The sequence below is a fragment of the Pseudodesulfovibrio halophilus DSM 5663 genome (assembly GCF_059568665.1).
This window is the reverse complement of record NZ_JCANTV010000016.1, coordinates 1-15609: the sequence shown is the minus strand read 5'-3', so window position 1 is coordinate 15609 and position 15609 is coordinate 1. Positions and strand designations below refer to the sequence as shown.

7 protein-coding genes are annotated in these 15609 nt (G+C 60.5%); 5 read left to right on the top strand and 2 right to left on the bottom strand.

Annotated features, from left to right (window positions below; genetic code table 11):
- Positions 1 to 7: 7 nt before the first annotated feature.
- The 5 genes from epsC to BR24_RS15465 all read left to right on the top strand — a co-directional run bounded on the left by epsC (position 8) and on the right by BR24_RS15465 (position 7644).
- Positions 8 to 922, top strand: coding sequence for a serine O-acetyltransferase EpsC (gene epsC, locus BR24_RS15485; protein ID WP_496542382.1), 915 nt, complete (start codon positions 8 to 10; stop codon positions 920 to 922).
- Between the two features lie 255 nt (positions 923 to 1177).
- Entirely contained in the window at positions 1178 to 3415 is a 2238-nt protein-coding gene (locus BR24_RS15480; RefSeq protein ID WP_496542381.1) for a type I secretion system permease/ATPase, read from the top strand.
- A gap of 8 nt (positions 3416 to 3423) precedes the next feature.
- Complete coding sequence (locus BR24_RS15475; protein ID WP_496542380.1) at positions 3424 to 4752, top strand: HlyD family type I secretion periplasmic adaptor subunit; 1329 nt, start codon at positions 3424 to 3426, stop codon at positions 4750 to 4752.
- A gap of 7 nt (positions 4753 to 4759) precedes the next feature.
- Positions 4760 to 5521, top strand: a complete 762-nt coding sequence (locus BR24_RS15470; protein ID WP_496542379.1) for a transglutaminase-like cysteine peptidase — start codon at positions 4760 to 4762, stop codon at positions 5519 to 5521.
- A gap of 50 nt (positions 5522 to 5571) precedes the next feature.
- Positions 5572 to 7644 (top strand): HD domain-containing phosphohydrolase, encoded by a 2073-nt coding sequence (locus tag BR24_RS15465; RefSeq protein WP_496542378.1) that lies wholly within the window; start codon positions 5572 to 5574, stop codon positions 7642 to 7644.
- A 201-nt stretch (positions 7645 to 7845) separates the two neighbouring features.
- Here BR24_RS15465 and BR24_RS15460 read toward each other — a convergent pair whose 3' ends face one another.
- Positions 7846 to 9177: a TolC family outer membrane protein gene (locus tag BR24_RS15460; protein WP_496542377.1), complete on the bottom strand. Its 1332-nt coding sequence runs from the start codon at positions 9175 to 9177 to the stop codon at positions 7846 to 7848.
- A gap of 133 nt (positions 9178 to 9310) precedes the next feature.
- A partial coding sequence (locus tag BR24_RS15455) for an Ig-like domain-containing protein (protein ID WP_496542376.1) occupies positions 9311 to 15609 on the bottom strand: 6299 nt, incomplete at its 5' end.

Here is a 15609-nt window from a genome sequence, read left to right as displayed (position 1 = left end):
CCTGACAATGACCGAGGAATACAATCTCGACAAAGTGGTTGAGCGCCTGTGCGGCAACGGACACGCCATCGCGTCCCGCCGTTTTCGCGGCGACGCGCCCATGCCGTCTGTGGACACGCTCTCGGAGATCGTGGAGGACCTGCGATCCGTACTCTTCCCGGGCTACTACGGACCGTCCGAAATCACCCCGGCCACCCTGCCCTACTCCGTCGGCTCCACGCTGGACCGCGTTGAACGCAATCTGGCGGATCAGATCAACCGCGGCTACTGCTTCGTGTGCGACCGCGAAGGCCGGGAACGCTGCGCCGACTGTGAACAGCGCGCGCTGACCACGGCGCGAAAGTTCATCATGGCCCTGCCGGACATCCGCGAGATGCTTCTGGGCGACGTAGAGGCCGCCTACGACGGCGACCCGGCGGCCAAGACGCACGGGGAGACCATTTTCTGCTACCCGTCCATCCGCGCGCTGACCAACCACCGCATCGCGCACGAGCTGCACCGGCTCGACGTGGACATCATCCCGCGCATCATCAGCGAAATGGCGCACTCTGACACGGGCATCGACATCCATCCGGGCGCGACCATCGGCAAGCGCTTCTTCATCGACCACGGCACGGGCACCGTCATCGGCGAGACCTGCGTCATCGGCGAAAACGTGCGCATCTATCAGGGCGTGACCCTCGGCGCAAAGTCCTTTCCCAAGGGCGAAGGCGACCAGCTCATCAAAGGGCTGCCGCGCCACCCCATCGTTGAAGACGACGCCATCGTCTACGCGGGCGCGACCATTCTCGGCCGCGTCACCATCGGCAAAGGGGCGGTCATCGGCGGTAACGTCTGGATCACCCGCGATGTCCCGGCCGGAGCATCCGTGGTTCAGTCCCGGGCCATGCGCTACGCCTTCGAGAACGGGGGCGGCATCTAGAACCGCCCCTGCAACCCCGCCCGCAACCGCCCTCCGAAACAAGCTCCGGGGGGCGGTTTTTCCGTTCATCAAACCGCCGAGCCCTCACAAACGCATCAGCTGTGGAAAAAGGGCGTCCGCAGACGCTCGTAAAGGCAGACCGAACTTGACAAAAATGACCGCACCGTAAATGTAGGTATTAGTACAATTGAACGGAACGGGCGACGGGCCGTCCCGCCTTTCGCATAACCGCCAGCATACAATCCGGAAGTCTTCATGACAGAGAAATCGGAACAATCCCCTTCTTCCGCGCAGGACGCTTCAAGCACCGCCGGGACGAATACGAAAGAGGCCGGACCGGACCTCGGGCGCGACGAGCGCCTGCTGCCCAGCGACATCGACTTTCAGCCGCCGCTGGTCATCTGCCTCTCCATCATAAGCCGCCTGCTGAACAAGCCGGTCTCTTCGGCCACCATCAAGGCCGGTCTGCCGCAGGAAGAGAACGTCATCACCGCGTCCTCCATAGTCCGGGCCGCTGAAGGCATCGGCATCGCCGCCAAGACGGTGCACCGGCCGCACCTCGAAAACATCACCAAGCTGGTCATGCCCTGCATCCTGCTGCTTCGCGGCGGCAACGCCTGCGTTCTCCTTGAAAGAAACGCGGAGACGGCCCGCGTCGTGATCCCCGGCCACGGCATGGACGAGACCGAAATCCCGGTGACCGACCTGGAAGAGGAGTTCACGGGCTACGCCATCTTCTGCCACCGCAGGAGCAAACTGGACAAGCGCGCCAGCGAACTCAAGCTGCTCAAGACCAAAAAGTGGTTCTGGGGCGTGATCCTGCGCTTCTGGCCCATCTACAGGCACGTCATCGGCGCCAGCGTCATGACCAACCTGATCATTGTGGCCTCACCCCTGTTCGTCATGAACGTCTATGACCGCGTCATACCGAACAACGCCTTCGACACGCTCTGGGCGCTGGCAATAGGCATCGGTATCGCCTACATATTCGACTTCATGCTCAAGAACCTGCGCAGCTACTTCGTGGATGTCGCCGGCAGAAACGCCGACATCCTCATCGGCAGCAGGATCATGCGGCACCTCATGTCCGCCCGGCTGGACCACATGCCGGAATCCGCGGGGGCCATCGCCAACAACGTCCGCGAGTTCGAGTCCATGCGGGAGTTCTTCAGCTCCAGCTCACTCGTGGCGCTGATCGACTTGCCGTTCCTGTTCCTGTTCATGTGGGTCATCTACTACATCGGCGGCCCGCTGGTCTGGCCCATGGTAATTGCCGTGCCGGTCGTGATCCTCGTGGGTTTTCTCATCCAGATGCCCTTCCAGCACATCATTGAGAACCACTACAAGGAATCCACCCAGAAGAACGCTCTGCTCTTCGAGATCGTGCAGGGGCTTGAGACCATCAAGACCAGCATGGCGGAAGGCCGCATGCAATCCCGCTGGGAAAACGTGGTCGGCATGTCCGCCATGTCCAACAGCAGAGCCAAGGTGCTGGCAAACATGTCCGTGACCTTTTCGGCGCTGGCCACGCAGCTGGTGAGCGTTTCCATCATAATCATCGGGGTCTATCTCATTTCCGAAGGCGAACTCACCGTGGGTGGGCTCATCGCCTGCAACATCCTCTCGAGCCGCGCGATGGCCCCCCTGAGCGCCATCGCGGGACTCCTCACGCGCTTCCAGCAGTCCAGAATGGCCCTGAACGCCCTGAACCTGCTCATGGACATGCCAAGCGAGCGCCCCGAGGACAAGGAGACCTTCCACTACGGGGAAATCGAACCTTCGATGACGCTGGAGGACGTTTCCTTCAGTTATCCCGGAACGGACAAGGCTGTCCTCAGCGACATAAACCTGCACCTGAAACCGGGTGAAAAGGTGGGGATCATCGGCAAGACCGGCGCGGGGAAATCCTCTCTGGGCAAGCTCTGCGTGGGACTCTACCAGCCGGTAAGCGGCTCGGTGAAGCTGGGCAACATCGACCTGCGCCAGATGGACGTCGCCAACCTCAGACGCAAAGTGGGATACATTTCGCAGGATCCGCTTCTTTTCTACGGAACCCTGCGGGACAACATCGCCTTCGGCCTGCCTGAAGCCGACGACCAGTCCATAAAGTTCGCATCGGAGCTTGCCGGCGTGAACGATTTCGTGAAAAACCACCCTGCCGGATTCGGCATGAAAGTGGGCGAGCGCGGAGCCTCCCTCTCCGGGGGACAGCGTCAGGCGGTCTCCATCGCCCGCGCCGTGCTTCCGGACCCGGAGGTGCTCATCATGGACGAGCCGTCCAGCAACATGGACAACCAGTCCGAGGTCAGGCTCAAGAACAGCCTGCAACCATTCGTCAAAGACAAAACCCTTGTCGTCATAACCCACCGGCACTCCATGCTTGATCTGGTTGATCGGCTGATAGTCATGGATAACGGCCGGATAGTTGTAGATGGCCCGAAGCAGGCAGTGCTCGACGGTCTGAAATCCGGTAAAATCAAACTCCCGTCCTGAGGCCAAGCATGAGTAAAGAGAGATTCGACAGGGAAACCCTGCTCTATATGTCCGAAGTGGATCAGGCGATGCACGGCCGGGGCCGAAAACTCGCCTACCTCATGTCCGTGGCCATAATCGTCATGATCATCGGATTCGTCGTCTGGGCCAGCTTTGCCGAGCTGGACGAGGTGACGCGGGGCTTCGGCAAGGTCATCCCGTCGCGACGGGTACAGGAAATCCAGAACCTCGAAGGCGGGATCCTCAGCGAAATCTACGTCCGCGAAGGTCAACGCGTGGAAAAGGAAACCCTGCTCTGCCGGCTGCGCAACGAACAGGCCGTGAGCAGCTACCGCGACGCCGTGACCAAGGAACTTGAGAACAGGGCGGCCGTGGCGCGGCTCGTCGCCGAGGTGGACGGCACAAAGCCGACCTTCGACGAAGAACTCAAGGAAAAGATTCCCCAGACAGTTGAGGACCAGAGGCGCATCTACGAAGCGCGGCAGGAACAGCTCGCCATCGAGGTAGAACTGCTGCGGGACCAGTACGAGCAGAAGAAGCAGGAAGTGGCGGAAATGATAAGCCGTCGCAAACAGCTCATCTCCCGACTGAAAAACGCCGAAAAACAGCGAAACATAACCAAACCGCTGGTGGATAAACAGATTCACTCCGAACTGGATTATCTTGCGCTGGAGCAGAAGGTCCTTGAGCTCAGAGGCGAGGTGGAAGGCATCGCCATGGCGCTGCCGCGCAATCGCAAGGCCGCCGAGGAAGCCCTTGGACGCATACAGCAGCGCAAGGCGGAATTCCGCAGCAAGGCGCTTGAGGAACTCAACGAACGTCGACGCAGGCTCACCTCCATTCAGGAGATGCTCACTGCGGGAATCGACCGCGTCACCCGGACCGACGTCCGCTCCCCGGTCAACGGCATCGTCAAACATATTCTGATCAACACCCTCGGCGGTGTGGTCAAGCCGGGCGAGTCCATCATGGAAATCGTGCCCGTGGACGGCACGCTTCTCATCGAGGCGCGCATCAAGCCCGCGGACATCGCCTTTCTTCACCCTGACCAGAAGGCCATGGTCAAGATTTCCGCCTACGACTTTTCCATCTACGGCGGCCTTGAAGGCAAGGTGGAGCACATCAGCGCGGATACCATCCAGGACAAGCAGGGGGACAACTACTACCTCGTCAAGGTCCGGACCAACACCAACTCCATGACCTATCACGGCGAGGAGCTTCCCATCATTCCGGGAATGACTGCGCAGGTGGACATCCTTACGGGACAGAAATCCGTGCTGGACTATCTGCTCAAACCGATCCTCAAGGCAAAGAACAACGCCCTGAGGGAGCGATAGGAGCCGCATGGGGGCCGCTTCCGCCATATCACGACTGCCCGGAGTCGGGCTGGCCTGCGTGCTCTCTCTGGCAGTGTTGGTGTGGTGGCCAACCGCCGCCAATGCCAAGGATCTCGGAACCGGAACCAGGCCGTCGACTGCGGGGGATACTGCACAGACAAAGGAAGCGGCCAAAAAAAAGAACCGCCTGTTCGGCACTCTGGAGTTCAAGGGTCGCATCAAAAAGCTGCCCAAATGGAGCCGCGTTCTGGACCGGATGCGCGCTTGGAAGGGCTATTTCAGGGATGACGCGCTGGCGGACCTCCCCTCCAGAGCGGGCTGGGTCAAGCTCAAGGCAAGCACCGATGACATGTCCCGCATGGAGCGCATCAATGCGGTAAACAAGTTCTTCAACAGATGGCCCTACAGGCTTGACCCCGCGAATTACGGCAGCAAGGACTATTGGGCCACGCCCCCCGAATTCCTGAAGCGTTCAGGCGACTGTGAAGACTACGCCATTGCCAAGTTCTACGCGCTCAAGGAGCTCGGATTCTCCGGCGATGAAATGCGCATTGTGGCGCTCAAGGACCTCATCCGAAACATCGGACATGCGGTGCTTGTTGTCTATCTGGAGGATGACATCTACGTACTCGACAACCAGACCGTGCTGGTACTGCCCCACTCGCGCTACAAGCACTACCTGCCATATTATTCCGTAAACGAAAAATTCCGCTGGATGCATGTGCCCACCTCCGGGGGCGACCTGCTCAAGCGGAGAATGAAACAGTGACCGACGGCCCCTGCGGGGGCGGAACGCTATACACCAGATGGAGATGTAACATGAACGCACAGATGCCTCACCCCGAAGAGGTCCCGAAGTATCCGGGAGAGCGGCAGAAAGGGCTGAAAATCGGCCTTCTCGCCACGTTCGTGGTGGTCGTTTCGGCGGCCATCGTGATTCTCGCGGGAAGGGTGATATCGGCAAGACACGCCGAAGCCATCCACAATCAGGAAAAACGGCTGGAAATACTCGCCGACGGCCGCAGCGAGGTCTTCGAGGCGTGGCTTTCCGGTCTCGCCCAGCAGGGCGACAGGCTCATAAAGTCCGACCTTTTCCGGCTGTACGCGGCCGAAGTGAATCTCATCGACGGGGACCTCTCCGCCATTTTCGGGACCGTTCCGGGCGAACCCGGCGAGGACGGCTCGGACCTCGCGGCCCAGCTGCCCATGATGCAGAACATCCTGCGCGAGTTCTCAACGTATTCCGGCTTTCTCAACGCACGGATCATCAGCCGCGAAGGGCAGGCGTACATCGCCACCGACGGGCATCTCCCGCCCATGAGCGACCGGCAGATCGCGCTTTCGCAAGCGTGCATGCGGGACCATCAGGCCAAGTTCTCCCCCCTGCGCAAGACATCGCAGGGACTGGAAATGGACATCATGGCTCCGATCTTCCCTCCGGAGGCTGATGAGGACGCGAATCCCGTGGGAGCGCTCATGATGACCCGACAGGTCACCGGAAAGCTCACCGAGCTCCTGTCCAATACCGCCCTCTCCACCGAGGGCGAGCGCACCCGACTCATGCAGAAGACCGCCCAAGGCTTCAAGCAGGTCACTCCATGGACGGCGGAAGGATTCTCCGACATCACGGCGGACCTTGAAATGGACAAAAACGGCCACCTCAACTTCGCGCCGCGGCAAAGCCTTTCCGACCCTGCCAAAAAGGTCTTTTCCCTCGGCATCGCCGTGGAAGGCACGCCGTGGTGGGTAGTTCAGGAAGCCGATCGCGACATTGCAATGGCCGTGGTGGAGAATTTCACCCGCACGGTCTACCTGTTGGCCGCCTTCGGCATTCTCACGGTGCTGCTCGCAGCCGGACTGGCATGGTGGATACTCGCCGGTGCGCACAACAAGCGCATTGCGGAGGAATTCCGCAAGCTCGCTACGCGCATCGAGGACCAGAAGCGGTTCATCGATTCCATCAACAGCAACATCACCGACTTCATCACCCTCAAGGACCTCGAAGGGAAGTTCACCTACGTCAATGATGCCTTTGCCAAGGCGCTGGGACGCAGCGAGGAAGAAATACTCGGCATGGATGCGCAGGCGGTCTTCGGCTACGACACCGCCAAACGTCTCTGCACCTACGACGAATCCGTGGTCCGTGAAAAGAAGCGCGTGACCGTCAACGAGCCGGTCTACCTGCTCTCGCAGCGGTACGAGTTCAAGATATCCAAGTCCCCCTACCTCGACGCCAGCGGCAACTGCCTGGGCATCGTCGAAGTCTACCACGACATGACGGAGTTCATGACCATACAGGAGCGTAACCGAAAGCTCATACGCCGGGCCATGGAAGCCCTTGGCAGCACCATCGAGGCAACCGACCCCTATCTCGGCGGACACACCAAACTGCTGGCCGGACTGTCCGTCGAGGTGGCGAAATCCCTCGGGCTGTCCGAGATGGAGATTGCGGAGATCGAAACGGCCGCAAACCTCTCGCAGATCGGCATGGTGTTCGTGCCCAAGGAAATCCTCACCAAGCCCGACAAGCTCAACGAGGAAGAAAAAGCCATCATGGAGCAGCACGTCGAACACGCCTATCGAATCCTGCGCAAGATAGACATCGACGACGGCGTCCTGCGGGCCATCTATCAGATGAACGAGCGCATGGACGGTTCGGGCTACCCGAAAGGTCTCGCCGACGGCGAAATCATCATGCCCGCACGCATCCTGTCAGCCGTCAACTCCTTCTGCGCCATGATCCGGCCGAGGTCGTACCGCGGTGCCAAGACCATGCAGGACGCCATGGACATCCTGAAAAAGGATGCCGCCCACTACGATGACAACGTGCTCGAAGCGCTCTCGGAAACGCTGACCTCGCCCGCAGGCGAGAGGCTCATCGAGCAAGACTAGTCCCGATATCCATCTGGTGCTTACCCCCGGCGCTTCGGCGTCGGGGGTTCTCTTTTATCCAGCCCCCGGTCCAAAAGGCACAGCTTCCTTCACGATCATCCGCGCCGTGCAAACGCAGCTACCCTGACGCCAGACCTTTAGTCGGACATAAAAAAGGCGCGGCCGGAGCCGCGCCTGATAAACCTGCAAGCAGGATACTGACTAGATTTCTTCGGGGGCCTGATACACGCCGTCCGCGATTTCCAGCGTCTTGACCAGCTCACCCTTGAGGGCCATCAGCTTGTAGAGGCTGAAGGTACGATTGCTCTTGGCGGTCTCAAGCTGCACGCTGTTGCTGAACACCTCGTTGATGGCGTCCAGCACGTCCAGCAACGAGCGCTGCCCGACGTTGAACTGCAGCATGTACATATCCAGAGATTCCCTGCTGTACTGCAACGCTTCCTGATACTTGGCGACCTGATCCACTGCGGTCTCGTATTCCGACCATGCGGTGGCCACCTGACGGGCCAGGTCATCGGTCGTATCCTGCAGATCGGACTGCGCCTGCTCGACCCGCGAGTCGGCTGCCTTGGAGCGATTGTAGTCAGAGCCGCCGTTGAAGAGATTCCAGGACAACGCCAGCATGGCGCGGTTATCCTGAATGTAGGTATCTACACCGTCGAGATCGTCCGCGTGCCTGGAGCTGACCTGTATGTCCACCTCGGGATACATGGCGGAATCGGTGACGTTGCGGTCCTTCTCGCTCACCTGCACCTCGGCTTCCCCGACCTTGACCTTGGGGTTGTTGTCCAGCGCCGCGGACATGATCTCTTCCATGCGAACGGGAACCGACTCCATGTTGAACGGACTCACGCTCAGGGCGGCGGCACTCTCTCCAGTGACCCGCAAGTATGAAGCCTCGGCTGTTTTGAGGGAGCCCTTGTACGAAATGACGGTGCTCTCCGCCCGGGCGAGGCGGCCTCTAGCCTGCATCTCGTCAGCCCGGCTACCCGCTCCCGCGGCGACCCTTTCGGATATGGAGGCCAGCACGTCGCGATGCTCTTCCACGTTCTTTTCGGCCAGATCAAGCAGCTTGCGCTCGCGCATGACATCAAGGTGCGCCCTGACCGCGTCAAGTGCCACGCTCTCCACGTTGTCGCGAAGCCTGTACTCTGCTGAATTAACACGCGCTTTGGAGCCCTGATAGTCATTGTAACGGTCCATGCCGTCGAAAACGTTCTGCGTCAGCGTGACCGTGGTGTCCGTCACGCTGGTGTGGGTGTTGTCTTCGCCCCTGGTTCTGGTGGTTCCACTGCTGTACTGCTGAATTCCGTATTCGGAACTCAGGTCAAGCGAGGGGAAGAAGCGGCCGAGTGCCGCGGAAAGGTTTCTGGAAATGGCATCCCGGTTGTGAAGCAGGGCTTTGACACGGGGATGATGCTGGACGGCCTTGGCCGCGCTGTCGCGCAGCGAGCTGGTACCGTCGTTGGCTCCGAAAGCGGGAACGGTCGTCATCAGCAGTATGGAGAGCGTGAGAGGAAAGAAGCGTTTCATGTCGAATTAACACCGATGTTGATATTTATGTTTCATTCCGAAATTGCAGGGCGACATCCGGCCGCCGCCTGCTCCGTGAAAGCCCGGCCTCTACTGGAGACCGGGCCTTTATACACCATTTTGATCCGTGCGGCTATCCGAGTTGTCCGTCATTGGCGGAATCTATCACCTGCTGCACCAGATCATCGGCCTGCACGTCTGTATGCACCGTGCTGTCGAATTGATCGAAGTCGGCCTGAGTCATGCCCATGAGCTTGACGACCACCTCCTGATCGCCGTTGTCCTCACTGACGAGCATCTGGGCCAGCTCGTTGTCGGGATCGTAGCTCATGCTTTCGACGCTCATGCCATCACCCAGCTTTATCGAATCCTCATGGACATTGTAGTCCTCGACCACGATCTCACTTCCGTTCGTCAACACCGAGGGATCGATGAAGATACTGTCCTCGCCCGATCCGAGATGCACCCGGTCTTCGCCGCCCCCGGCAAGCACCGTGTCGTTCCCGGCGCCGCCGAAAAGCAAGTCGTTGCCGTCCCCGCCGTTGAGAATGTCGGCACCATTGCCGCCCACCAGCAGGTCGTCGCCTCCGGCACCGTGGAGGGTGTCGTTCCCTTCCATTCCGTAAGCGACATCGTTGCCGTCGCCGCCGTGGAATATGCCGTCCTCGGTGTCGCGAACGTCGACGACGAGATCGTCGAAATCATCATCGTCATCGTGGTTGCCATTATTATCGTACGGATGGTTGTCCTCGGTCTTGTGCCTGCCGGGTCCGTTGAACTGATCGTCCATGGCGACCTGCGTGGAGTCACCATCGTCGAGTTCCATCCCGGGACCAAAGCCTTCCTCGAAACGGAATCCGGGCTCTTCGCTCTCGGGATTGAACGCAGGGTCGTCGAACTTCACGTCAACGTGCTGGTTGCCGATCGCAAGCTCATAGCGACCTTCGGAGGCGACGAAGTACATATCTCCATCCAGATCCAGCCCCTGATCCGCGCCGTCGGGGATAAGGAAGAAGCGAACACCCTCGTCGCCGGCAAAGGTCTTGAGCACATCGCCGATAGCAGCAGAACGACTGTCGGCAAGGATGATCTCGGGGTCCGTCGGGGCGCCGTCCTCGTCAACCCTGTAAACGCCGAGCATGTTTCCGTATCCGGCTGCCGTGGAAGTAAGAACAACCTCCGTACCGTCCACGTCGAGGTTGACGATTCCCTCAGCCGCGGTGTTCACGTTGATCACGCTCGTGGCGGTTTCGCTGCTGAGGGATTCGCGTCCCTCGGAATCCGTGAGCGTCACCGTGATTTCGCGCGGCGTGTCGTCCTGACTGTCGGTGCTGAACTTCACTGCCTGCACCGCGGACTCGTAATCCTCGGCAGAAGCCTTTCCGCTGATGGTCACCACTATCTGACCGTCCTCAGTCGTATCAGTGTCCACAAACAGCGAATCCGGAACGCCGGAGGTATCGAGCACGTCTCCGTCCTGCGCGTTGGTCAGGGTCAGCACGACCTTGGCCATGCTGCTGCCGTCCGCGTCGGTGATGGAAACGTCTCCCGCGACAGAGACAGCCTCGTCGCCGGTGTTGAACGTGGTGGAATAATCGATGGAGTCGTCCTCGACGGGCACCACGTTGAACCTGATGTCGTCGTAGTCCACCGAGTGCCCGTTGAACTCTTCCACTGCCCAGCGCTCGGAGCCGTCGGGACGGGTCAGCTCGATGGTGAAGCGATCATGGTTGTCCGCGTTCATTTCCGGATTGTCGAAGTAGGCCCGCTGCGTCATGGGTTCACCATTTTCGTTGACGCCGGTAGCCCACCACTGGCCGTCACCATCCTTTGTGAAGCTGATCTCGGCGTCCGTGCGGAAAGCCGGACCGCTGCGATCGTCGCCGCTGTTGATGATGAAGAAGTTCGGAGTCTCGCCGGATTCGATATGACTCAACAGGTCGCCCTTGGCCGCGCCGCGGGGACCATGTTCATCCGCGTAATCATAAAGGACGTCGGAAACAGTCGGGTTTCCGTCCGCATCCACCACGTAGGTGCCGAGCAGATTGTATCCCCAGGAGTTGCTGATATCCGCGGTCACGTCGAGATGCTCGCCGGTAGCGTCCAGATCAATGGAAGGCGCTTCATTCCTGCCCGCGATGTTCAGTGTGACAGTGGCGGAGTCCTGCCCGCCGTTCCCGTCTTCCACGGTGTATTGGAAGCTAGCCTGCCCGCTGTAGCCATCCTCCGGCACGAACTGAATCTGTCCGTTCGCGTCGAGAGTTACGCTGCCGTGGGAAGCATTGCCCACGGAGGTGACGGAAAGCGAATCGCCATCCGGGTCGCTGTCGGACAGCCCTTCCGCATTGGCGCTCGTCACAAGCAGCGAAGAGTCCAGCGTAATGGTCTCGCCCTCGTAATAGGTTCCCGAGACTTCGGGCATGGTTTCTCCGGAAACCGCCTTGAGCAGGAAGTCCGAGTTGGTCCCGCCGGCGCCGGCACCGTCGTCGAGCGGCATGACGGAGACGCTGGCGATGGGAAGGCCGAAACCAAGGTCATCCACATCGAGAGTCACTTCGGCAAGGCCGTCCTGAGTGCCCTGAACATCCACGTAGCCCATAAGGTCGCCGTCGGCATCGAAGGCCGCCACACGAGCCGATTCGGTATGTCCGCTGTCGAAGGGCGCGCCGTCGTTACCGTCGAACAGGGCCGACAGAGTCAGCGTCACGTTCTGCATGGGAGATGCGAAGGACACAGCCAGAAGCTCGGAACCCGTGGACTCCTGACCGTCCTGAAGGTCGACCTCTCCGCCGTCGAGATTGCCGGGAGAGCTCACGGCAAGCCCGGAATAATCGTTCCCGCCGACCTGGTCCGCGTTAACGCTCTTGGTGCTGAGAGTAGCGTCGTTCCACGATCCAGGGTCGAGCGCATCACCGGTCTTCGCCTCGACAGTTACGCCGCTTTCCGCCCATTCGGAGACGGTCTGCTGGATGTCGGTCACCACGCCGGTGTCCACGGCAAGCGTTTCAGCCTGGCTTACCACGCCGAACTCGTCGTCCACCGCTTCGGGAGCATCGTTCACCGGAGTAACGTCCACCTGCACGCTTCCGTCGGCCGTGCCGCCCTTGCCGTCGGAAACAGTGTAGCTGAAGGATGCGTCGCCGTTGAAGTCGGCATCCGGGGTAAAGACCACGTCGCCGTCCACCAGTTCGACCGTGCCGTTCTGGGCCCCCTGCACCGAGTCGATCGTCAGCGTATCGCCGTCGAGGTCATGGTCGTTGCCGAGCAACTCGGCTGCGGAGATGCTGAGCGTTCCATCCTCCTCGACCGTGTAGGTTTCGCCGTTCACCACGGGGTTTTCGTTGGTGAGGGAGTCCGGAGCGTCAAGAGTGAGGTTCACCGTGGCAGTGTCTCCTTCCACGCCGTCGGAATCCACCGGGGCATACTGGAAGGAGTCTCCGGCGCCGAATTCGGCATCCACGTAGCGCAGCTCCCAGTTGGAGCCCTGATCGGAGTCGGTCGAAAATTCGATCCTGTCGAACAGCGCGCCGCCGAGTTCGTCCTGCCCGATGGTGAGGGTATACTGCAATCCCTCTGTATCGTTGACGACGTTGCCGCTGGCGACCAGTTCGTCACCGTTATAGGCAGCCCATGTGGCCGTAGCCACGGTCTGACCGTTTCCATCGGGCACGAAATGCCCGCCCAAGCCGTCGAGTCCGACTTCCGCATGGGAAACCTTCGCGCCGTCAAAGGAGAGGGTCAGCGTGTCGTCGGCATTGATGCCTTCACCGGAATCGTCGCCGACACCGATGCCCATGTGACCGGAGTTCTCCTGATGGTACTGTTGGAGCGCACCGTCACCGACGGAGAGGGTGGCAGTGACGCCATCGGCGATCTGCATGACCCGGGTGGAGGCATCCACGGCCTGCCCCCAGTTGTCCAGCGACTCATCGCCGACCTCTCGGGCACCGAGGAATGCACCGCTCACGGGAGCGGGTTCGCCCGAGTCGAGGGGCACGTACCGGATGCCTTCCATGTCGTACTCGCCGCCCGCTTCCGTGATGGGATTGCCGTCCGCGTCCACGAGGTAGCCGTGCTCCTCGTCGGGCAGCGTCTTGATGATGATTCTGGTCTCCGCACCGGAGGCATCGTCTTCCGCGTCGGTGACATGGTCGCCGAAGCTGATGTCGACGGGCTCCGAGGATGTCGCCGACTCGGTGAAGCTGTCTGCCGCGGGCGGCTCATTGGCGAGCGCGTCAGGCGTCAATTCGACATCCGCAAAACTCTCGTTGCCGACAGCACCCTCATTGTCCACGGGAACGAAGCCGATGGAGGTGTCCGTGCCGAATTCGGCCTCGACATACCGCAGCTCCCAGTTGGAGCCGGACTGCGAGTCGGTGGTAAATTCGATGGAGTCGAACAGACCGCCTTCCACATCGTCGGAGGTGATCAGCAGCTCTTCGAAAAGCGGGTCGCCGTCTTCGCCCTGAGTCATCACACCGCGAGCGACTTCCTGACCGTCGAGCTTGGCAACCCAGACGGCGGTGGCCTGTCCGTTCTGGGCATCGAAGTGATCACCCAGCCCGTCGAAACCGATGCGCGCCGTGGACACGACCTCGTCGCCGAAGTCCACCGTCACGGTCTCACCGGCGTTGATGCCGTTTCCATCGGCATCGCCGATGCCGATGCCCATGTGATTGGACTGTTCCTGATTGTACTGCCTGAGCGGCCCGCTGTCGGAGGAGACGGTCACAACGTTGCCGTCGGCAAGCGTAAGCTCACGAACCGCAGGGTTGCCGTCGACGGCCTCACCCCAGTTGGCAAGCGCCTGATCGCCCACGGTCTTGGTGCCCAGAAGGATCGAGGATTCACCGGAACCGTCGGCCTCGAAGGTGAAAGTACCGTCCGCGCCGAACCTGGTTCCGCTCTCATCGCCTGTGACGTCGGACTCCTGAACCGCCACGGTGTCGCCGGAATCGGCGTCCGTGTAATAAAGGGTCCCGCCTTCAGGCATCTTCGTGATGACGATCTCGGAGACTTCGCCGTCCGTGTCCTGAGTATGGGAGAGGAAATCGACCTCAACAGGCCCGGACTCGGTGGATTCCACACCGAACGATTCGCTGACGGGCGCTTCGTTCACATCGTTGACAACCACGTTCACGGTGGCGGAATCATAGCCGCCCTGCCCGTCATTGACGCCGTAGGTAATGGTGTCGGTTCCGGTGAAGCCTTCGTTCGGGGTGTAGGTCAGCTTGCCGTCCTCACCCACCTCGACCACGCCGTTCTCGGCCTGCGGCGTACCGTGCAGAGAGAGCGTGCCGCCGTCCACATCGGAGTCGTTTGCAAGCACGTCGATCTCGACGGACTGCCCCTCGTCGACCGTGGCCGAGTCATTCACCGCCACTGGGCGGTCATTCACGCCCACGACCCTGATGACTGTCTCCGCGCTGTTGCTGGTAGCGCCGTTGTCATCGGAGACCTGAACCGTAATCGTGCGGTCGGAAGTGTCCGGGGATTCGGAGTCGTTGTAAAATGAAATGTTTCGGATGGCCGCTTCAAAATCAGCTGCGGAAGCGGTCCCCGCGTCCGCGGTCAGCAGAACGCTCAGCCCGACGCCGTCGTCGGCCGTCACCACTTCCGCGCTGATGCCTTCAGGCAGATTGCCCACGCGCAGTTGATCTCCGGCCTGGGGATTTTCAAGGGTGACTTCGGCGTTGGTCATTTCATCGCTGTCAACATCCGCAATAGATACGGAGCCGGACGCGATGTAGACCTGACCGGCATCTTCCACGAAAGTTCCTTCGAATCCGGTGCCGTCCGTTCCCTCTTCGGTGGTCAGCCGAACCACCACGTCGCGGTAATCGTTGTCGCCGCCGTTCCAGAGGTCTTCGACACGAATGATGGTGGAGCCGTCAGCCTGTGTCTCTATAATGAAATGGCCGGGAGCGGGTTCGCGCCCGGGGTCACTGCCGTCGAGATTATCCGGATTGTACTCGTCCTGAGAGAAGAAGACCGGACGCGACGAGGGGTTGCCATCGACAAGCAGTTGAGGCTTTTCACCGCTTGTATCGAAGGAGAGCTGAGAATCGGCCAGATCAGGATACGAACTGGCGCCGTTGGCGATAAGGAAGTACTCGTAGTGTCCTCCCTCCGGCAGGGTTGCGAGCGTGTGCCCCTCGGCCTCGACCCCGTCCTGCTGACTGTCGGTAAGCGCATTCTGGTTGTTGAGAATAACCTGCGGACTGCCGGGATTACCGTCTGCATCCACCACATACACGCCGAAGATGTTGTTGTGGCTTGCGCTCTCGGAAACGAAGTCCACCACCCTGCGAGCTCCGGCATCAAGGTCGATTGTGGGCGCATCGTTGGTGCCGTTGACGGTCACCACGACGTCGTGCGTGGCCGTGCCGTCGGCGGACTGCACCGTGAACGTCTCGGTAAAGCTGTCGCCCT